Annotated in this window: 6 protein-coding genes; 5 read left to right on the top strand and 1 reads right to left on the bottom strand. The window is 51.8% G+C overall.

The window, feature by feature from the left end; translation table 11 throughout:
- Positions 1-104: 104 nt before the first annotated feature.
- The 5 genes from H6F90_RS10835 to H6F90_RS10815 all read left to right on the top strand — a co-directional run bounded on the left by H6F90_RS10835 (position 105) and on the right by H6F90_RS10815 (position 23242).
- The gene (locus H6F90_RS10835) at positions 105-4715 is read left to right on the top strand and encodes a non-ribosomal peptide synthetase (protein WP_190552495.1); all 4611 of its coding nucleotides are present in this window, start codon (positions 105-107) and stop codon (positions 4713-4715) included.
- The gene (locus tag H6F90_RS10830; RefSeq protein WP_190552494.1) at positions 4712-12595 is read left to right on the top strand and encodes an amino acid adenylation domain-containing protein; all 7884 of its coding nucleotides are present in this window, start codon (positions 4712-4714) and stop codon (positions 12593-12595) included. The genes H6F90_RS10835 and H6F90_RS10830 overlap by 4 nt, the downstream gene beginning before the upstream one ends.
- A gap of 87 nt (positions 12596-12682) precedes the next feature.
- Positions 12683-17281, top strand: coding sequence for a non-ribosomal peptide synthetase (locus H6F90_RS10825; RefSeq protein ID WP_190552493.1), 4599 nt, complete (start codon positions 12683-12685; stop codon positions 17279-17281).
- Positions 17281-21804, top strand: coding sequence for a non-ribosomal peptide synthetase (locus H6F90_RS10820; RefSeq protein WP_190552492.1), 4524 nt, complete (start codon positions 17281-17283; stop codon positions 21802-21804). Before H6F90_RS10825 ends, H6F90_RS10820 begins: the two co-directional genes overlap by 1 nt.
- Positions 21785-23242 (top strand): aspartate aminotransferase family protein, encoded by a 1458-nt coding sequence (locus H6F90_RS10815; RefSeq protein WP_190552491.1) that lies wholly within the window; start codon positions 21785-21787, stop codon positions 23240-23242. Before H6F90_RS10820 ends, H6F90_RS10815 begins: the two co-directional genes overlap by 20 nt.
- Before the next feature lie 42 nt (positions 23243-23284).
- Here the strand turns inward: H6F90_RS10815 and H6F90_RS10810 are convergent.
- Positions 23285-23434, bottom strand: a 150-nt coding sequence (locus H6F90_RS10810) for a transposase (RefSeq protein ID WP_190550225.1), incomplete at its 5' end; no start/stop codon positions are given.

Genomic DNA, 23434 nt, shown 5'->3' with positions numbered 1-23434 from the left:
CGTTGAACTGACTCAATATCTTCTGCTAAACCCGCCTCTACACCAACCATTAACTGTCTGTCCCTGCGATCGCTTCCTCTAGACCCGATATTTCAGATTCAATTATGCAAACTCCAACCCTTGAAGGATTCCAGCTTTCACCGCAGCAGCAGCGATGTCAGTTGCTGCAAGATCAACGGTCTACCAATTGGGCAACCTGTCTGGTTCGCATTAAAGGAAATCTGCAATTTCAGGTTCTAGAAGCAGCGATCCAGCAGGTAGCGCAACAGCACGAAATTCTCCGCACCGCGATCGCCGTTTTGCCCGGAACGGATCTCCCTTTGCAGGTGATTACAGACCATCTCCCAACGCTGGAATCTTGGGATGGACAAGCAATGGGGTTCGAGCCAGGTGCTTTGACCACGGATTGCTCTCCGCTGACAGTACGTTTAACCCAACTGGCAACTGATCAACATCTCCTGCAACTAATTCTCCCGATTTGGTGTACCGATGCGATCGCTCTGACGCATCTAGTGGATCAAATCAGTCAAGCCTATGCCGCGATCGCGCAGGGAGAAGAATATGTAGTTGACCCAGTGCAGTATGCCGATCTAGCCGCTTGGCAATGTGAACTGTTAGAAACTGAGGAAGCCGCAACCGGGAGAGCCTACTGGCGGCAACAACCCTGGATGCCCTTAGAGCGTTTGCAACTGCCATTCCAACAGCGATCGCCTGAGAAATTAGGGTTTCAGCCCCAGCAGTTGACCCTAACTATTTCCAACGAACAGACTCAAGCGCTAACCGCGATCGCCCAAGCTCATCAGTTTTCCCTGTCGACTTTGCTCCTGACAGCTTGGCAAGTCTTACTCTGGCGACACACCGATCAATCCATTCTTATTGTGGGTGTAACGGATGCAGGGCGACAGTACGAGGAGTTAGAAGCGGCTCTGGGTCTACTGGCAAAAGTTTTACCGATCGCCTCTGAGTTAGAAGCGACTTTACCCTTTGCCACTCTGCTCCAGCAGCTCCACACCTCCCTCCAGACTGCGGCTCAATGGCAGGAAGCTTTCACCTGGAAAGATGTGCCAGAACTCGCGATCGCCCATCATCCACCTTTTCTTCCTTTTGGCTTTGAATGGCTGGATCAATCACCATCCTTTGCGTCTGACAATCTTAACTGGACAATCCAGCAGCGACAAATCCACATCGAGTCGTTTCAGCTAAAGCTGGTAGGTCAGCAGCGTGAAGAACTAAACCTGGAACTGCACTATAACGCTCAAGCGTTTGAAGCTGGGGCTGTTCAGCAATTGGCAGGACGCTTGACAGTTCTCTTGAAGAACCTGATTTGCGATCCGCAAACAGCTATTGGCAAATTAGAGATTTTAACCGAGAGCGATCGCCAGCAACTCCTTGCCCTCAATCCAACTGCTGTGGAGTATCCGCAACTCTGCATTCATGAGCTGTTTGAGACACAGGCTAAGCGATCGCCAGGTCAAGTTGCGGTGGTCTTTGAAGACGAGTCGCTCACCTACCAGCAGCTCAACGATAAGGCGAATCAACTCGCCTATGAGTTGCAGCAACGAGGTGTGGAGCTAGAAACTCCGGTAGCGATTTACCTGGAGCGATCGCTGGAGATGATCATTAGCTTGCTTGCCATCCTCAAGGCGGGGGGCGCGTATGTTCCTTTGGATCCTAGCTTGCCACCTGCGGCCTTAGCAGCACGACTGCAAGAGGCAGAGATTCCAGTTCTGATCACGCAATCCTCCCTGCTGGACAAACTTACTCCTGATGTGACATCAACCTTGATCTGTCTGGATCATGAGATGACTTCAGCATGTGAATTTGACTCCGTTTCCCCCCAGCATATAGCCCTAGCGGGCATATCAGAAAGGGGGGCTAGGGGGGCGAAAACTGCTGTAATCACGCCTGCAAATCTAGCCTATATCCTGTTTACCTCTGGCTCCACTGGAAAACCCAAAGGTGTGGCAGTTGAACATCGGCAACTCAGCAACTATCTGTATGGAGTGCAGCGATCGCTCAAATTAGACGAACTGCCTCCAAGCGCGAACTTTGCCCTCGTCTCCACCTTTGCCGCAGATCTGGGCAACACAATGATTTTCGCCTCCCTCTGCTTTGGGGGATGCCTCCATATCCTCTCTTCAGAGCGGGTGATGAACCCAGCAGCATTGGCGGAGTATAGCGATCGCTACCCCATCGACTGTCTCAAGATTGTGCCATCCCATTTGCGGGCATTGCTAACCTCCCCCGATGCACATCGCTTTCTCCCCCGTCAGCGCTTGATTCTAGGTGGAGAAGCATTAAGTGGAGCTTTGGTTGAGCAAGTGCGACAACAGGTTCCTAATTGTCAAATTTTCAATCACTACGGGCCAACCGAGACAACCGTGGGCGTTCTCACCTATACCGTTCTCGAAACACTGTCTGAGTCTGAGACAGTACCTTTAGGAACTCCGATCGCTAATACCCAGATCTATCTCCTTAACGAGTGCCAACAGCCTGTCCCTATGGGTGTTCCTGGCGAAATCTACATTGGTGGAGCGAATGTAGCGCGAGGTTATTGGCAACAGGCAGAACTGACGGAGAAACGATTTATTTCTAATCCGTTGAAGTTGCAAAATGCTTCCTACGCCTCACTCCTTTACAAGACTGGAGATCTCGCTCGCTACCTCCCCGATGGCACGATCGCGTTTTTAGGTCGGGCAGATGATCAGGTAAAAATTCGTGGCTTCCGGATTGAACTGGGAGAAGTAGAGAGCGTTTTGCGACAGCATCCAGACGTGCGATCGCTGGCAGTAATCAAACGAGAGGACCAACCGAATCAGCCGCAACTGGTGGCTTATATGGTGCGGCAAACGCCAGATACTCCAGGTTTGACAGAGTCTTTGCGCTCCTTTTTAGCCGCGCGATTACCGGAATATATGGTGCCATCTGCGTTCGTCAGTTTGAAATCGATTCCCCTGACTGCCAATGGCAAAGTGGATCGCCAAGCCCTACCCGCTCCCAAAGCTCAAAGTTTGATCGCCAAACCTGCTTTTGCTGCACCTCGTAATGAAATTGAACGTCAGCTAACGGCTACCTGGGCAAGCGTTTTAGGTGTGGCTGAGGTGGGCATTCATGACAATTTCTTTGAGTTGGGGGGAGACTCGATTCTGAGTATTCAAGCGATCGCCAAAGCCAACCAAGTTGGGTTACGCTTCACACCTCGGCAATTATTTGAACACCAAACGATCGCTCAGTTGGCGCTGGTGGTTGAGACGCAGCCGCAGGGAGATTTTGCTGCACCTCAAGCACTCATCACGGGCGAGGTTCCTCTGATCCCAATTCAGCATCGCTTCTTTGAGCAAAATTTGGCAGAACCTCACCATTGGAATCAAGCGGTTTTCCTAGAAGCGCAATTGCCACTTCAAGCTGAAATTTTGCAGCAGGCGATCCAACATCTGATGAATCATCATGATGCGCTGCGGCTGCGATTTCAGCGTGTCGAGGATACGTGGCAGCAGATGAATAGTGGTTTTGAAAAAGAGATTCCATTCACGGTGATGGATCTATCGAATCAAGTTGAAAGTCAGCAAGAGGCGATCGCTCAAGCAGTTCACTGGGCGCAAACTAGCCTGAATTTAGAAACAGGGCCACTACTGCGAGTGGTGCTATTTCAGCGAGGGGCACAGCAATCGGATCAACTGCTGATTGTGATTCACCATTTGGCAGTGGATGGGCTGTCTTGGCGGGTACTATTGGAGGATTTGCAAACAGCCTATCACCAACTGGAGCAAGGGCAATCAGTACAGTTGCCGCCCAAAACAGCTTCATTTCAGCAGTGGGCAAAGCAGTTGCAAACCTATGTGCAGTCGGAAGCTTGCCAGAAAACAGTTGATTACTGGTTGCAAACCTTGAATGCTCCTGTGGCTGCATTACCGGGAGATCGAACTGGAGAGAATGCGATCGCCTCTGCCCAAACCCTCTCTGTCTCGCTCAATGTAGACGAAACCCAAACCTTACTCCAGACCATGCCCAAGGCTTACCGGGCACAAATGGATGAAGTGTTGCTGACGGCATTAGCCCACAGCCTCGCGACTTGGACAGGCAAGACAGACTTTCTGATTGATTTGGAAGGACATGGACGGGAAGTGCTATCACAAGTGGATGTCTCCCGGACAGTTGGCTGGTTCACTGCCATCTACCCTGCCCGTTTAGCAGTGGATGCTCAGGCGGAAGTGAGTGACGTATTGAAGTCTGTGAAAGAGCAGTTGCGGCAGATTCCTCAGAGTGGCGTAGATTATGGCATTTTTCGTTATCTCAGCTCCGATGAATTAGTGCGAACCAACCTGCAAAACGCACCCCAAGCTGAGATTCTGTTCAACTATCTAGGACAGTTTGACGCGACCTTAGCCGCTTCCTCACTGTTCCGCATGGCGACTACTGACACCGGAGCCACCCGCAGTCCTCAAGCCCAGCGGCAGTATTTGCTCGAAGTCAATGCCTTGGTGTTAGAAGGGCGTTTGCAGTTGGATTGGATTTACAACCCAAAAATTCATGCTCTGCCAGTGATCGAGCGACTGACTCAGCAGTTTCTGACGAGTTTGCGATCGCTCCTCCATCCTGACGCAGCTCCAGTGAGTAACTTCACGCCTTCTGACTTCCCGCAAGCCAACGTCAGCCAAGTTGACCTGGACAAACTGTTCGCCCGAATGAGTCAAACCCGTGGAGGTGCCCAATGAACTTGAACCAAATTGAGAACCTATACGAGCTGTCTCCGACTCAACAAGGGATTCTGTTTCACAGCCTCTACACGCCCGAAGCAGATATCTACGTGGGTCAGTTTGGGTGTGTACTTCAGGGAGATGTTTATCCAGCGCAACTAGAACAATCATGGCAAACGGTCATCCAGCACCACGCTATCCTCCGAACTGGCTTTCAGTGGGAAGGGTTAGAAAAGCCTTTGCAAATTGTTTACCGGCAGGTGACGCTGACCATCGAACAGTTCGATTGGCGATCGCAGTCTCCTGAACAACAGTATCAGCAGTTACAAAGATACATCCAGCAAGATCGCCAGCGAGGGTTTGATCTCACTTGCCCACCCTTGATGCGGCTCAGCCTGATTCGGCTCAGTGACGATCGCTGTCACCTGCTCTGGAGCAAGCACCACCTGATTTTGGATGGTTGGTCCACGGCAATGGTGTTGCAGCAAATCTGGACAACTTACGCAGCGTTGCGTCAGGGAGAGGCACTTCCCATTATCAACAGTCGTCCCTTTGGAGACTACATCGCTTGGCTACAACAGCAAGACTTAGTCGCCGCGAAAACCTTTTGGCAAGACAGTCTCAAGGATATTGCTGCACCAACCGCACTCGCAATTGATCGTCGCCCAGGCGATCGCCACATCTCCAATTCTATTGCGCGTCAGTCGCTTCACCTGGGCTCAGAGATCACCCATGCCCTGAGCCAATTTACCCGTCAACATCAGCTCACCCCAAATACCCTGATGCAGGGGGCCTGGGCGCTATTATTGAGCCGTTATAGTGGAGAAGCGCAGGTTGTATTTGGCAGCACCGTTTCCGGTCGTCCTCCCTCTTTAGCTGCCGCCGAAACGACCGTAGGATTGCTGATCAACACCTTGCCTGTCTGTGTTCAGGTGTCACCCCAAGCAACCTTACTGCCCTGGCTGCAACAACTGCAGCTGCAACAGGTGGAGATGCGGCAATACGAATACACACCCCTGGTACAGATCCAATCGTGGAGCCAAATTCCTAAAGGCACGCCGCTATTTGACAGCCTCTTGGTTTTTGAGAATTATCCGATCGATACCAGCCTCCAACAGGCAACAGATTCTGTGGCGGTTCAGGATATCTGGACATTTGAGCAGACCAACTATCCATTAACCGTGGTCATTCACCCAGGCACTTCCTGGCAAATTGAACTGACCTATGACGAGCAACGATTTGAGCCAGAGGCGATCGCCCGTCTCCTCGGTCATCTCCGCACTTTATTGGAGGGCATGATCACCAATCCAAATCAATCGCTGGCGGAGATCCCACTGGTCACAGCGGCGGAAAAACACCAGTTATTGTTTGAGTGGAATACTCGCAATCGCAATACTCAATCTCCTCCCTCTGGCTGTGTACATGAACTGTTTGAGGCCCAGGTTGAGCGTACCCCTGATGCGATTGCAGTTACCTACGAAAACCAGTCTCTCACCTATCGAGAACTCAATCAACGCGCCAATCAACTGGCTCACTATCTGCGTTCTCTCGGTATTGCTCCAGAGGTGCTGGTTGCCATTGCGGTAGAGCGATCGCTCGATCTCATCGTGGGCTTACTCGGCATCCTGAAAGCGGGCGGTGCCTATGTGCCGATTGACCCTGCCTATCCGTCCGATCGCATTGCCCTGATGCTGGAGGACTCCCAGGCTCCTGTGTTAGTGACGCAGCGATCGCTGTTAGAGACCTTACCTCAACATAGCGCTCAGTTTGTTTGTCTGGATAGCGATTGGGACGCGATACGAGCAAGCTCAGGCTTCGCCAACGCCCGTTGCAACTCTGAAAACCCCATGAGCCAGGTTACAGGTGAAAATCTGGCCTACACGATCTATACCTCAGGCTCCACTGGCAAGCCCAAAGGCGTACAAATCCCGCATCGCGCCCTGGCAAATTTCTTGCACTCGATGCGTCAAGAGCCAGGACTCACCGCAGAAGATATCCTACTCTCTGTCACCACTATCTGTTTTGACATTGCAGCGCTAGAGATCTATCTGTCCCTCGTCACAGGTGCTCGCGTGGTGCTTGCTAGCCGAGAGACAGCAATGGATGCCCAACAGCTCATCCAACTCATTGAGCAATCTGGGGCAACTGTGATGCAAGCAACTCCTGCTACCTGGCGACTGTTGTTAGCGGCAGGATGGCAGGGAAATCCCCAACTCAAGATTCTCTGCGGTGGGGAGGCTTTATCCCGTGAACTGGCAGATCAACTCCTAGTCAGAAGTCAGTCGTTTTGGAATATGTATGGCCCCACCGAAACTACCATTTGGTCAATGGTGGAACGAGTAGAACCAGGGAATGCTCCGGTGCGGTTAGGTCGAGCGATCGCCAATACCCAAATCTATGTGCTCAATCAAAGCCTCCAACCTGTTCCAATCGGTGTTCCAGGGGAGTTACACATCGGTGGTGCAGGATTAGCAAGAGGATATCTCAATCGACCTGAGCTGACTCAGGAGAGGTTTATCGCCAATCCGTTTCGGCATATGTCTAGCCTCCCAATTCTGGGGGAAATAGAGGTGGGGGGGGCCGATCGCCTCTACAAAACCGGAGATCTTGTGCGCTACCTGTCCGATGGAACGCTCGAATTCTTGGGACGCATTGACCATCAGGTGAAGCTGCGGGGTTTCCGGATTGAACTGAGTGAAATTGAGGCAGTCCTAAGTCAACATCCAGATGTGCGGGAACAGGTGGTGATCCTGCGGCAGGATGGGGGAGGCAATCAGCAGCTCGTGGCTTATGTGGTTCCGCAAGCAGACGCCACGCCCGATCCCTCTCAACTGCGAGATTGGCTAAAGGCAAAACTACCGGAATATATGGTTCCGGGTGCTTTTGTGATCCTACAAGCACTACCCCTCACGCCCAATGGCAAGATCGATCGCAAACAATTACCTGCTCCGGATTGGACGGAACTCACCAAGACGTTTGTAGCGCCCCGAGCTGACACTGAAGCTGCGATCGCCAAACTTTGGGCTCAAGTGTTGGGGGTAGATACCATTGGTATTCATGACAACTTCTTTGAGTTGGGCGGACATTCTCTGCTGGCAACCCAGGTGATGTCCAGGATTCGCGAAGCCTTTGAGGTGGAACTACCGTTGCGGTGTTTGTTTGAATCGCCCACTGTCGAGGCGTTAGCAGCAACCATTAGCCAGCGCACCCAAGACAGCACCAATACCTCAGCTTCCTTAAAACCAGTCGATCGCGATACAGCTCCTTTGCCGCTTTCTCTCTCTCAGCAACGCCTCTGGTTTCTCCATCAACTGGAGCCAAACAGCTCTGCTTATCACCTCTCAGCAGCACTCCGATTCACAGGGAATTTGGATGTAGCGATTTTGGAGCACAGCTTGAATGTGATTCTGGAACGTCACGAAATCCTCAGAACTCAGTTCCAAATCTTGGATGGGGAGCCAGTACAAGCGATCGCCCCTACCTTAAAAATCAATATTCCACTTGTCGATTGGCAAGATCTACCACCTTCTATTCAAGCGACCAAAACGGCACAGTTCATTCAAACTGAAATTGAGCGGGTCTTTGATCTGGGTCAAGCACCCCTATTCCGAATTAAGCTGCTGCGGTTGAGTCCCACTCATCACCTAGCTGTCTTGACCATGCACCATATCATCACCGATGGCTGGTCAATGAATGTTTTTGTGCGAGAACTCACCGAGCTATATACAGCATTCATCACCCCACCCTGCGGGGACGCTTTCAGCGAACACTCCTCAACCCTCTTTCCTCTCCCGATTCAATATGCCGACTTCGCCATTTGGCAACGACAACGCTTACAGGGAGAGTTTCTAGAGCAACAGCTTGCCTATTGGAAACAGCAGCTCCAAGATGCACCCGCTCAGCTCGCCTTGCCTGCGGATTATTTAGCGCCTGGGTTTAAGGGAGAAAGGCGATCGTATATCCTTCCCCCTACTCTGAGTGATGCAGTGAAAGGATTGGGCCATCAAGAAGGCGCGACGTTATTTATGACGCTGTTGGCCGCATTCAAGCTGTTGCTTCACCGCTATACCGATCAGAGCGATCTCTGTGTCGGTTCTCCGATCGCCGGACGCACTCAACAAGAGACAGAAGCGTTGATTGGCTTCTTCGTGAATACGCTGGTGCTACGAACTGATTTGAGTGGACAGCCCAGTTTCCGGGAGTTGTTGCAGCGGGTGCGGGAAGTGACACTGGATGCCTATGCTCATCAAGACGTGCCATTTGAAAAGCTGGTGGAAGTGCTGCAACCGGAACGCCAACTGAATCAAACGCCGCTGTTTCAGGTGTTTTTCAATCTGCTCAACTATCGTGATTCCAAGCTGAAATTGCCCGGAGTCACTGTAGAGGCGATCGCAAATGACCACAGTCACTCGAAGTTTGACCTAACTTTCTACGCCTGGGAGCAAGAGGATCAGATTCATCTGGAATGGGTCTACAACGCGCAGCGCTTCTGCCCGGAACGGATTGCCATCATGCAAGAGCAGTTCCAGGAGTTGCTAGAGCAAGTGGTCGCCAAGCCAGAACAGGCGATTACTCAGGTCTCTCTGGTGACACCGACGACCCAAGCTTTACTCCCTGACTTGCAAGCCACCTTACCGTACGAGTGGGGAGGCTCCATTCAAAGCCACTTCTCAGAACAGGCAAAACGCGATCCCCATCGACCTGCTGTGGTCGATTGTAATCAAACTTGGAGCTATGGCGAACTAGAAGTCTGGAGCAACCAACTGGCGCATTATCTGCGATCGCACGGGATTCAATCTCAAGATGTGGTGGCAATCTATGGCGATCGCTGTGCCGCTTTGGTGCTGGCATTGCTAGGCATCTGGAAAGCGAGTGCTGCCTTCTTGGTTCTTGATCCGTCCTATCCCGTTGGAGCCTTGCGCGATCGCCTGCAAATTGCCCGTCCTCAAGGATGGATTCAAATCGGTGCAAATATGCCTGATGAATTGCAAGCAGTTGTCCAAGAACTCTCCTGTCGTTGTGAGCTGGATTTATCGGCGCGATCTGCAATTGAGCACTGCCTGCAAGACTATAGCTCAGGCAATCCGGGCATTGAAGTCAAGGCTCACGACTTGGCTTATGTCACGTTCACCTCTGGTACAACCGGAGAGCCAAAAGCCGTTTTGGGAGAGCATGCCCCGCTATCTCACTTCTTGCAGTGGTATCGCAAGACTTTGCAGCTAGAACCCAGCGATCGCTTTAGTCTACTCTCTGGATTGGCTCATGATCCTCTCCTGCGAGATATATTTGCACCCCTAGGGGTTGGGGCAACGCTATATATCCCCGATGCTGAGCAAATCGGCACACCGGGATGGTTGCAAACCTGGATGCGGCAACAGGAGATCACAATTAGCCACCTTACGCCTGCAATGGTGCAACTCCTGCTGAGTGAAGGTGTAGAGGATACTCAGCCCCAGGGCATCCCATCCCTACGCTATGTCTGCTGTGGCGGAGACATCCTCACGCGATCGCTGGTTGAACGATTACGGGCGATCGCGCCTGCTGTAACTTGCATCAATGTCTATGGCACAACCGAAACACCACAAATCATGGGGCATTATGTGATTCCTCCCACAGTTCCGATTGAAGAATTGCGCGATCGCCTTCCTATCGGTAAAGGCATTGCTGATGTGCAATTGTTGATACTCAATGAGTCGCAACAGTTAACAGGGATTGGTGAGGTCGGAGAGGTTTATGTGCGATCGCCCTACTTAGCGCGAGGTTATCTGAATGATGAGGCGTTGACTCAAGCATGGTTTATCTCAAGAACTAACGCTCTAGGAGATCGCCTATACAAAACCGGGGACTTTGGACGTTATCTCCTGGATGGCAGCATTGAATATTTGGGACGGCGAGATCAACAGGTTAAGATTCGCGGATTTCGGGTGGAATTGGGCGCGATCGCATCCATTCTCACTCAGCATCCTGAGGTGCAAGATGCCGTTGTCATTCTTCATGAGGAAGCATCCCAGCCCCAGAGACTCATTGCCTATGTGGTATCGCCCTCACAGGCAGTAAATCTAGTGGATTCCCCCCGAACCACTCTAAAAGCGCAATTGCCCTCCTACATGGTGCCCTCGGAGATTGTGGTTTTGGAGGCGCTGCCGCTGACACCTAATGGCAAGGTGGACCGCAAAGCTCTGCCAATACCTGAGCGTCAGGAGGTTGCCATCTCCAATCATGCGCGATCGCCTGTGGAGGAAGTCTTAACCAGAATTTGGGCGCAGATTTTGGGATTAGACAGCGTCGGCATTCACGATAACTTCTTTGACTTGGGCGGACATTCCCTCCTGGCAACGCAAGTGATCTCTCGTCTCAATCGGGCTTTTCAGATTGAATTACCCCTCAGAGATTTGTTTGAAGCGCCGACTGTGGCGGGATTGGCAGGACGAATCGAGACTGCACTATGGTCTGTCTCAGGAGAACCGATTCCAGCCATTCAGCCGCTCTCAAGAGAACAGACTATCTTTCCACTCTCGTTTGCTCAGCGGCGACTATGGGTATTGGATCAGCTTGAACCGGGGAATCCGTTTTATAACATTCCCATTGCGGTGAAGCTAAGTGGTGCGTTAGAGATTGCGGCCTTAGAGCAGAGTTGCCAGGAGATTATCCAACGCCATGCCAACCTGCGGACTACCTTCACCACCGTAGAGGGAGAACCTGTCCAGGCGATCGCGCCTCATCTCCCGTTCGAGCTGCCCATCATCAATCTGCAAGCCTTACCAGCAGCAGAACAAACCGTTGAGGTTCAGCGGCTTATCACGGTGGAAACCCAACATGCTTTTGATCTATTCCAAGGGCCACTGCTACGGGCAACACTGCTTAAACTTAGTAATGCCGAACATATCCTGTTGCTGAACCTCCATCACATTGTTTCAGATGCTTGGTCGATGGGCGTTTTGGTGCGAGAACTGGCAGATTTGTATACGGCTTTTGTGAGCCAACGTCCCTCTCCGCTTGCCCCTCTCCCGGTTCAATATCCTGACTTTGCGGTGTGGCAGCAGCAATGGTTACAGGGCGATCGCTACCAAGCCCAACTGGATTACTGGAAGCAGCAACTTGGGGGCTTGCCCGTTTTAGCGCTGCCGACTGACCATCCCCGTCCAGCGGTGCAAAGTTTCCGGGGAGTGAGTCATACGATTCAACTTTCCAAGGATTTATCCCAGCAATTGCGATCGTTGAGCCAGCAATCAGGCGCGACACTGTTTATGACTTTGTTGACAGCGTTTGAAGCATTACTGCACTGGTATACCGGACAGGAAGACCTGGTTGTTGGCACAGATATCGCTAATCGTCACCCAGTGGAAACCGAGGGCTTAATTGGTTTCTTCGTGAATCAACTAGTATTGCGGACGGATGCCTCAGGTAATCCCACCTTGACTGATTTGCTGCATCGCGTTCGCCAGGTAACACTAGATGCCTACACTCATCAAGATTTGCCGTTTGATCACTTGGTTGAAGCTTTGAACCCACCACGGGATTTGAGTCGCACGCCCCTATTTCAGGTGAAGTTTGTGCTGCAAAACGCGCCCATGCCCTCCCTATCCCTTGCCGATCTGAATTTGGAAGTGTTGGAAGTCGATCGCGGCACTACCAAATTTGACCTGTTGATTAATCTAGCGGATACACCAGAAGGCATCCAAGGCTCGCTCTACTACAGCACCGATTTGTTTGAAGCGGCCAGTATGACGCGACTGTGGGAACGATTTGAATTTGCTCTGCAATATCTGGTGGCTCAACCGGAAAGCCATCTGAGCGACTTGGTGATCGCCCTCACTGAAATAGATCGCGCCCAACATCGGCGATCGCAGCAGCAAAAACTACGCCAAATGCGCCGCAAGGTCACACCGATTTCGTAAATCACCTCTCCCTCCCAGCCTCCCTCTCCTACGAGGAGAGGGAGGGGCAAGAATTCGTTCATCACCCAACCCAAGACGACTCGCACCATGCAACAGCTCACTCAACCCTCAGCAAATCTGGAAGGCTACGAACTGTCTCCGCAGCAAAAGCACCTGTGGGTCGTGCATCAACTCACTGGAGAAAATGCCGTTCAGCCTTATCGAGTTCAGGCAGCAATCTCTATTACAGGCGCGATCGCTCCCACAATTTTCCAAGCCGCTCTACAGGATGTCATCGATCGCTACGAGATTTTGCGAACCACCTTCCAGTCAGCTCCTGGTTTGGATCTGCCGCTCCAGGTAATTCAGGAAACACCTACTGAGGCGATCGCGACTCTAGATTGGAGCCAACTCTCAGCCTCCGAGCAAGCGGTTGAACTTAAGAATCTGTGGCAACAGTGGCAAGCACAGAATTTGCCGCTAGAGCAGAGTTTGCAGTGGTGCTTAATTCGTCAGTCATCTGAGCAACATTGCTTGATGCTGAGTCTGTCTGCTCTCTGCGGTGATGCAGCCACTCTCAAGAATTTGGTACAGGAAATTGCCCAACAGTACGCTGTGTGTCTGCAAGCGTCTCCTTCATTAGAAGCAGAGGAACCGTTACAGTATGCAGACTTAGCAACCTGGCAAAATGAACTGCTTCAGGAAAACAGCGCCACACCGAACTATTGGCGGAAGCTGGAGGATACTGGGCTAGAAACGCTCTCGTTGCCTGTTCAACCTACCCAGAAAAATGCTGCGTTACAGCCAAAAAAGCTGTTCTGGACAGCTCCAGAGGGATTGGTGGCGCAAATGGAACGTAACGCGATCGCGGATGCTCTCCTCACGGCTTGGCAAATTTTACTGTGGCGACTGACGGGGCAGGAAGCACTGACGCTGGGTGTAAGTCTGGATGGTCGCAACTATGAGGAATTAGAACCTGCGATTGGTTTGTTGACCCGTACCTTGCCCTTGTCGAGTCAGTTACAACCCAACTTAACCTTTCAACAAGCACTGAAGCAGGTGCAAGCCACTCGGCAGGAGATGGCGCTGCATCAAGATGCGTTTGCCTGGGCGCAGGGGTTGCCGATTCAGGGTGCAGGTTTAGAAACGCGAGTTCTACCATTAACGTTTGAATTTATTGAGCAGTCTGACTCCTGGGAAACTGCGGGGATACGTTACGCGATCGCTCAGGTAGAAAGCTGCACTGACTATTTCTGGATCAAACTGTGCGGGATTCAGCAGGCGGATGGCCTTACAGCCGAGCTAAATTACAACGCCGCCCAGTTCAAGGCGGCAGACATGCAGCGGTTGTTTGAGGAACTGCAAACCCTCCTCACCCATGCGATTCAGGCTCCAGATACGGCGATCGCTCAACTGGAGATTCTGAGCCCAGCCGAACGAGAACAACTGCTGGTCACGTTCAACCAAACCGCAACCAATCTGCCTCCTTTTGAGTGCTTGACTCCCTGGTTTGAGGCGCAAGTTTGCCGTACGCCTGACGAGATTGCCGTGATCTTGGGCGATCGCCACCTCACTTACGCTCAACTCAATGCCCGAGCAAATCAACTGGCGCATTACCTGCGATCGCAAGGAGTTGGGGCTGATACGTTATTGGGCTTGTGTGTGGAGCGTTCCCTAGAGATGGTGGTTGCCCTCCTGGGGATTCTCAAAGCGGGGGGAGCTTATGTGCCGATCGATCCGGGTTATCCGCGCGATCGCATTGCCTTTATCTTGTCAGACACGCAAACCCCTTTGCTGCTGACGCAGTCGCACCTGTTGTCTCAACTGCCAGCCGCCCAGACTCCCATCTTTTGCCTCGATCGCGATTGGCACACCGTTGCCACATTCCCGACCGAGAACCCCGATTTCGTCACGGCACCTGACCATCTAGCCTATGTGATTTATACCTCTGGTTCGACTGGGCAACCGAAGGGAGCGCTGATTCATCATCGGGGCTTGACCAACTATCTCAACTGGGCAATTCAAGCTTACGAAGTGGCTCAAGGAGAAGGAAGCCTGGTGCATTCCTCCCTAGCATTTGACTTGACCGTTACTAGCCTCTGGTCTCCCTTACTGGTGGGACGCAGTGTAGAGTTGCTACCCGATGACCCCAGTTTGGAAACGTTGCGGGATGCGTTAGTGCGTCGGAGAAATCTCAGTCTAGTCAAGATTACGCCTGCTCACCTGAGTGTGTTGAGTCAGCAGTTGTCTCTTGAGCAAGTGCGAGGATGCACTCGTCGATTCATTATTGGGGGCGAAAATCTCACAGCAGAGTCGCTGAGTTTCTGGCGCAAGGCAGCCCCAGAGACGCTGTTGGTCAATGAGTATGGTCCCACCGAAACGGTAGTAGGTTGTTGCGTTTACACGGTTGCACCAGATGATCCCGAAGCAGGATCAGTGCCGATCGGTCGCCCCATTGCTAATACGCAGCTTTATATCCTGGATGAGCACCTACAACCCGTTCCGATCGGTGTAGTTGGAGAATTGTTCATTGGTGGTGCAGGGCTAGCGCGAGGATATTTGAATCGTCCTGAATTAACGAACGAACGATTTATTCCGAATCCCTTTCAACAGGCTGTATCTAGCCTCTCGAATGGGCAGCGCCTCTACAAAACTGGAGATCTGGCTCGCTATCGTCCTGATGGAACGCTGGAATATTTGGGACGCACCGACCACCAAGTCAAGCTCAAAGGCTTCCGGATTGAACTAGGTGAAATTGAGACGCTATTGCGGCAACATCCTGAGGTGCAAGATGCGATCGCCTTGGTGCACACCAATACATCGGGTCAGCAACGCTTGGTCGCCTATGTGGTGCCAGAATCTCCGACTGAAACAGTAACCTCTGAAACCCTGCGATCGCATCTCCAAGCGCGATTGCCAGAGTATATGGTGCCTGCAATTTGCATGTCGGTTGCAGCCTTCCCGCTCACTGCCAATGGCAAAGTCGATCGCCGTGCCCTACCTGATTCCACGGCGCAAGCACAAAATCGTCAGGCACAGTTCATCGCGCCTACCACGCCTGCTGAAGCTAACTTAGCCAAGATTTGGGCACAACTGCTGCGCTTAGAGCGAGTTGGCATTCACGACAACTTCTTTGAGTTAGGTGGTGACTCCATCCTCAGCATTCAAATGACAGCCAGAGCCAATCAAGCAGGGCTACGGATTACGCCGAAGCAGGTGTTTGAACATCAAACGATCGCCAAACTTGCCGCGATCGCCGCTCCTGCCACTGCCGTTATAGCCGAACAAGGGAAGATCACAGGAGCGTTACCACTCACCCCAATTCAGCACTGGTTCTTTGAACAAAACATTGCTGAGTCGCACCATTGGAATCAATCCCTACTCTTGGAAGTTCAACAACCCCTGACGCCAGAAGTATTGCAGCAGATCGTCACCCATTTAATTCAGCATCATGATGTTCTGCGATCGCAATTTACCCAAACTGGAAATGCTTGGACAGCCGCCCATGCAGATCAAGATATCCCTGCACCTGTGACTGTCGTGGATCTGTCAGGTGAAGTTGAAATTGTTCAGCGCCAAAAAATAACCGCGATCGCCTCTGAACTGCAAGCTCAACTGAGTTTGGATCAAGCTCCCCTAATGCGAGTGGTGTTATTCCAGTTAGGCGCATATCAGCCCAGTCGTTTGCTGATCGTTGTTCATCACTTGCTAATTGATGGAGTTTCTTGGCGGATTTTGCTAGAAGACTTCCAGACCGCTTACGCTCAACTGCAACACCAGCAACCGATCCAACTATCCGCCAAAACCACTTCTTTCCAACAGTGGGGCGAAGCGTTGCAAACCTACGCGCGATCGCAGACGTTGCAACAGGAGCAGGCATTCTGGCTGCATCAGGCACGACAAGCGCAACAGCATGATGTATCTCTCCCCGTCGATTATTCAAGTGGGGGGAATACGGTGGGGCGATCGCAGACGATTACGCTCACCTTAACTCCTGACGAAACTCAAGTTCTCCTGCGAGATCTCCCTACCAAGCATCAGGTGCAGATTCAGGAAGTCTTGCTGACAGCCTTGACCCAAACCCTAACAGCCTGGACAGGACAATCGGCGCTTTGGGTTGATTTGGAAGGACACGGACGCGAAGAAATTTCGGAGGCGATCGATCTCTCACGAACAGTTGGTTGGTTTACGGCAATCTTTCCGCGCCTACTGCACTACAAGTCACAGGATGCCTTGAGTCTCCTTAAATCGATTCAAAACCAACTGCGGCAGGTTCCCAACAACGGCATCGGTTATGGCATTCTCCGTTATCTCAGCCAAGAACCAGAGCTACAAGCAGTTCCCCATCCTCATGTTTGTTTCAATTACTTAGGGCAAACTGACGCAACATTTAACACCGCCTCTCTCTTCCATCCAGCCCAGGAGTCTACGGGTGCCTCACGGAGTCCTCAGGGACGGCGATCGCACCTGTTAGAAATTAACTGCATTATTGCTGAGCGACAATTGCGCGTGCATTGGACGTTTAGTAACGCAATTCACCAAGCAGCAACAATTGAAAACCTGACACAGCAATTTCACGAAAACTTGCGATCGCTCCTCTCCCTAAAACAGCAAACGCCACCAACCTCCAGCTTCTCTGCTGCTAACCTCAGTCTCTCCGACCTTCAAAAACTCATGGCTCAACTGCAATCCGGGAAGAAACGCTAATGCAGATGGAAAACATTGAAGACATTTATGAACTCTCACCCACTCAGCAGGGACTGCTATTTCACACGCTCCATGCGTCTGAATCGGGGGTTTATTTTGAGCAGTTTTGCTGGTGTCTAGAAGGGTCACTCGACCGGTCTGCATTCCAGCAGGTTTGGCAGCGGTTGTGCGATCGCCACTCGATTCTCCGTACAGCCTTTTGCTGGGAAGGGCTAGAGCAACCCTATCAGGTGGTGTATCGACAGGTCGAACTGCCTTGGGAGGAGCAAGATTGGCGACAAATATTTGCTCCAGAACAGGAAGAGAGATTGCGAAATTTCTTGCAAGAAGATCGCGATCGTGGTTTTGTCTTGCCTCAAGCACCTCTCATGCGCTGTACGCTAATTCGAATAGATGAGGAGGCTCATTACTTTATCTGGAGCCACCATCATCTCTTGTTGGATGGCTGGTCTACAGCGCTGTTGTTCAAAGAGATTCTGGCAGATTATCAAGCTCTGTCGCAGCAGCAATTCTTCAGCCTGGAATCTCCTCGTCCCTATCGAGATTACATTCTCTGGCTCCAACAGCAAAATCCCCTCAGTGCTGAACCCTTCTGGCGGCAATATCTTCAAGGTTTTGCGGCACCCACAGCGATTAATTTAGAGCAACCACAATCTATCAACTCGGCAGGCGATCGCGCTGAACAACAGATTTATCTCCCCGTTGCTACCACTCAGGCGCTCAAAACCTTTGTCCAACAGCAACGACTGACACTCAATACATTAGTTCAGGCGGCCTGGACTTTGGCACTGAGTTGCTATAGCGGTGAATCGGATGTGGTCTTCGGTACCGTCGTTGCAGGTCGCCCGCCCACCTTGCCTGGTGTAGAATCAATGGTGGGGCTGTTTATCAACACGCTACCCCTGCGAGTGCAAGTGCCGCCAGAAGCAGAGCTAATTCCCTGGCTGCAACAGCTTCAGGCGCAACAGATGGAACGTCAGACGTATGAATATAGCTCTCTGGTGCAAATCCGCCGTTGGAGCGAGGTGCCTGCAGCTCTGCCTCTGTTCAATAGCATTTTGGTGTTTGAAAACTATCCGATCGATACCACCGTTCGATCGCCCGCTACGGATCTCACGATCGAGCGAGTCAGCACCTTCGAGCAGACCAATTATCCGCTCACAATCACTGTAGTTCCTGGTGAAGAGCTACTGCTTCAGGCTACCTATAATGCACAGCAGTTCACGAATGCCGCGATCGCTCGTCTCCTCGGACATCTGCAAACGCTTTTGGAAGGCTTTATTACCCAGTCTCAAACTCGCCTCCAAGAAATCTCCTTCCTCACCCCTGCTGAACGGCATCAACTTCTAGTCGAGTGGAATGACTTAAAACATCCATCTACATCAGACCCAACCCTTTGTTTACATCATCTCTTTGAAGCTCAGGTAGAACGCACGCCTGATGCGATCGCCCTAATCTACGACGCTCAGCAGCTCACCTATCGCAAACTCAATCAGCGAGCCAACCAACTGGCGCATCATTTGCAATCTCTGGGCGTTGGCCCGGAAGTACTTGTCGGGGTTTGTTTACCGCGATCGCCCCATCTGATTATCAGTCTCTTGGCAATCCTCAAAGCTGGGGGAGCTTATGTGCCACTTGACCCCAACTACCCAGAAGAGCGGCTCTCGTTTATGCTGGCAGATGCTCGGGTCGCAGTCTTGCTCACCCAAGACCAGATGGAGGGCGATCGCATCCCCACAGTGCCCCACTGTCACCGAGTTGCCCTAGACACAGACTGGAACTACATCAACCAGTTACCCGATATAAACCCTGAAAGTGCAGTCAGCGCCGCAAATTTGGCTTATGTGATTTATACCTCTGGCTCTACAGGCGTACCCAAAGGGGTAGCAATTCAGCACTCCAGCCCCGTAGTGTTGGTAGAGTGGGCCAAAACTGTCTTCACCGACGCAGAGTTAGCAGGGGTTCTAGCAGCCACTTCCATCTGTTTTGACCTATCCGTTTTTGAGATCTTTGTGCCTCTAAGTTGGGGCGGTCGGGTAATCCTAGCAGAGAACGCTTTGCACCTACCCACCATCCCTGCCGCTTCTCAAGTGACGCTGGTCAATACTGTACCTTCTGCGATCGCCGCCCTTCTACAAACTGGTCCGCTCCCCGATTCCGTTCACACCGTCAACCTCGCTGGCGAACCTCTACAACCAGCTCTAGTGCAGCGGCTCTATCAACAGCCAACGATTGAGCAGGTGTATAACTTGTATGGCCCGTCAGAAGACACCACCTATTCCACCGTGGCGTTGATGCAACGTGGTGATTGGAGTACTCCTTCAATTGGTCGTGCGATCGCCCAAACCCAAATTTATCTCCTAGATGCTCATCTCCGTCCCGTTCCCATTGGAGTACCCGGAGAAATTTACATTGGTGGTGCAGGATTGGCGCGAGGATATCTCAATCGTCCAGAACTAACAGCCGAACGCTTTATTCCCAACCCATTTCAATCTCTCCTCTCCTCATCCAGTGTATACACATCTTCTACTGACCATCAAAATGCTGCATTTAGCCCCCTCAATCCCCCAAGTCTGGGGGAAGCCAAAAATCTAGTTCCCCCCAAATTTGGGGGGGTAGGGGGGCTGTCGGATCGCCTTTACAAAACTGGAGATCTCGCCCGTTACCGCTCTGATGGCACTTTAGAATTCTTGGGACGCATCGATCACCAAGTCAAAATTCGTGGTTTTCGGATTGAATTGGGTGAGATTTCAGCGGTACTCAGCCAACATCCCAGCGTCCAAGAAGTCATTGTCGTGGCACGAGAAGATCAAAGCGATCAAGCGCGTCTCGTGGCATATATCGTTCTTGCTGAGGGAACGAATAGCGATCGCCCACCCGCATCTCTGCACCAAGCTTGGCGCGATTACCTGGGGCAGCGGTTGCCAGCCTACATGGCGCCTGCGGCGTTTGTGATTCTGGATGCCTTTCCCCTCACACCCAACGGCAAAATCGATCGCCAAGCCCTCCCATCACCTGACTTTAACTTGCTAGAATTAGCAGCGATTGCACCTCCTAGCACTCCCACAGAAGTCCAATTAGCACAGATCTGGACTGAACTTCTCCAAGTTACCTCGATTGGTCTGCACGATAATTTCTTTGAATTGGGAGGCCACTCTCTTCTCACAACACAACTCCTGTCACGCATACAGACGGCATTTTCTGCCGATCTACCATTGCGGCAGTTATTTGCAGCCCCGACGATCGCCACCTTAGCCGCTTTAGTTGATCGACAACTGCAACCCGATCCAATCGAACAATGCTCTGGTGTTTCCTCACCGGATCTGATGGCAGATACAGTGCTACCTACGGATATTCAACCAGCCAAGCCCTTTCAGCCCAAGGCTCCCGAGCATCTGCTACTCACCGGGGCCACTGGTTTTTTGGGTGCTTTCCTTCTAGCTGAGCTGTTATGGCAAACCACGGCTACCATCTATTGTTTGGTACGAGCCGAGGATGAACCAATTGCCCAACAACGATTACAGCGATCGCTTCAGACTTACAAAATCGGGCAAGACGAATGGCGCGATCGCATTGTGGCGATTCCTGGCGACTTAGCTCAACCCAATCTAGGGCTGTCTGCGGCTCAGTTCCAATTCCTGGCTGAAACGCTAGATGCCATTTATCACAATGGAGCTTGGGTGCATCATGCCCTACCCTATGCCAGCCTCAGAGCCGCCAATGTTGTGGGAACAGAAACAGTGCTGCGCTTGGCTTGTCAGCATCGCACCAAACCTGTCCACTTAATTTCTACTAACAGTGTCTTTGCACCGACTGCTAAGAGTGGCGTGCAGACAGTTTGGGAACAAGATGTCCCCAACCTAGAAGCTGTCCCCGATAATGGTTATGTGCAGACGAAGTGGGTGGCGGAACGACAGGTGATGAATGCTCGCGATCGCGGTCTACCCGTTGCCATCTATCGTCCCGGACGCATTTCTGGAGATAGTCAAACCGGAGTCTTTAACGCCAACGACTTCCTCTATCAGTTGATTATTGGCTGTGTGCAGCTTGGTAGTGCGCCAGAAGGACAGATGCCCATTGACTTCATACCTGTAAATTATGTCAGTCAAGCGATCGTGCATCTATCACTGCAACCGACAGCACTGGGGCAAGCTTTCCACTTGGTAAATCCTCATCCCTTATCGGCCGAGCAGTTGATCCACAAAATCCGCTCTCTCGGTTATCCCTTGCAACGATTGCCTTACAGCGAGTGGCGATCGCAACTGCTAGAGATTGCCCAACATCAACCGGATCATCCCCTGTATCCTTTGATTCCCATGTTTCCCCCTGCTACGGAAGCCGCTTCTAGCATCGCCTCCCTGCACTTTGACTGCTGCAACACCTTAGCAGGATTGGCAGGCACTTCAATTCACTGCCCTCTTATCTCCAACTCACTTCTCGATACCTACTTCACCTACTTAATCGAAAACGGCAACTTAACTCCACCTATATCCGTAGCAGCCCATGGAAACTCCTCTTGCTAAACCGATCGCCGATTTCTCATCTGTCTTGGCTGCCCGTGCTGCCAGTGCAGGCTTAAATTCTCGTCAGCAAGCCTATTTAGAGCACTTTATTACCCAATACGATCAGCGGCACCGCACCTCCAAGCAATTCGCCCAAACCTATCGTCCAGTTTTGGCAGATCCGCGAGTAGCGGCTGGTTTTGATCCACTATTGAAAGAGATGGTGTATCCCATTGTGGGCGATCGCGCCGCTGGCTCTAGAGCTTGGGACGCTGACGGCAACGAATATGTCGATTTCCTCATGGGGTTTGGTGTGCATCTCTTGGGGCACAATTCCCCAGTCGTGCAGCAGGCCCTAATCGAACGCTTGCAGCAAGGCATGGCCTTGGGTCTTCAGTCTGGCTTGGTGGGAGAAGTTGCCACCTTAATTCGCGATCTCACTGGGATGGAGCGAGTCGCCTTTAGCAATACAGGCACCGAAGCGGTGATGACTGCCATCCGATTGGCGCGAGCTACCACCAAACGCCAGAAAATTGCTCTGTTTGCAGGGTCTTATCACGGGCATTTTGATGGCACCTTAGTCAAAGCCGATCCAGATCAAACAGCCACAGGTCAGTCAATCCCGCGCTTTCCCGGAGTTCCTGCTGCGATCGCCCAGGATGTGCTGGTATTGAAATACGGTGATCCGCGATCGCTAGAAATTATCGCAGCTCATGTCAACCAATTGGCAGCAGTGTTAGTAGAACCTGTACAGAAACGCCGTTTAGATCTTCAGCCCCAAACTTTCCTGCAAGAACTTCGGCAAGTCACCCAAGATCAAGGAATTGCCCTGATTGTTGACGAAATGCTGACCGGATTCCGAATTCATCCGGGTGGTGCCCAAACTTGGTTTGGGGTTCGGGCTGACATCGCCACCTACGGCAAAATCATTGGCGGCGGCATGCCCATCGGTGTGATTGCTGGAAGCGCTGAATACCTCGACAAAATCGACGGAGGACAATGGCAGTATGGAGATGACTCTGCCCCTCAAGGGGAAACAACCTTCTTTGCAGGTACTTACTGCAAACATCCTTTAGTCATGACCGCAGCCAAAGCGATCTTGCAGCATCTCAAAGCTGAGGGAGCCATTTTGCAAGAGCAACTGAATCAGAAAACCCAGGAATTGAGCGATCGCCTCAACCAATACTTTGCTCAGGTGGGTATCCCCATCCAAATGGTGCATTTTGGCTCTCTTTTTGGCCCTGCCAGTGGTGCTGCTGCCGAAACGCCTGAGCCATCCGCAGCCTCGATCACCATGCTCCTTCTGTCCTATCACCTGCAAGACCAAGGCATCCTGCTATTCCCTGATGGCAGTGGCATTCTCTCAACCGCCCACACCGATGCCGACAGCGATCGCCTGCTCAGCGCCGTCCAAAATAGTATTGGAGCTTTAGCACAAGGTAGCTTTCTCGAGATTTAAGCATGGGCGTTGCTGAATTGTATATAGCTGTCGCCACAAGAGTTAGGACGCGGCTTCCTTGAGGACTGTCTCCATCGCTTCACGCAAACTAGTAGCGCTGCGTCGTTGTTTGCGAATGCGGCCCTTTAACCATGCCCAACACTTTTCGATACGATTCAGGTCTGGTGAATAGGGCGGTAAGTAGACGACTTG

The sequence above is a fragment of the Trichocoleus sp. FACHB-591 genome, assembly GCF_014695845.1.
Taxonomy (GTDB): Bacteria; Cyanobacteriota; Cyanobacteriia; order FACHB-46; family FACHB-46; genus Trichocoleus.
This window is presented reverse-complemented; position numbering and strand designations above follow the sequence as displayed.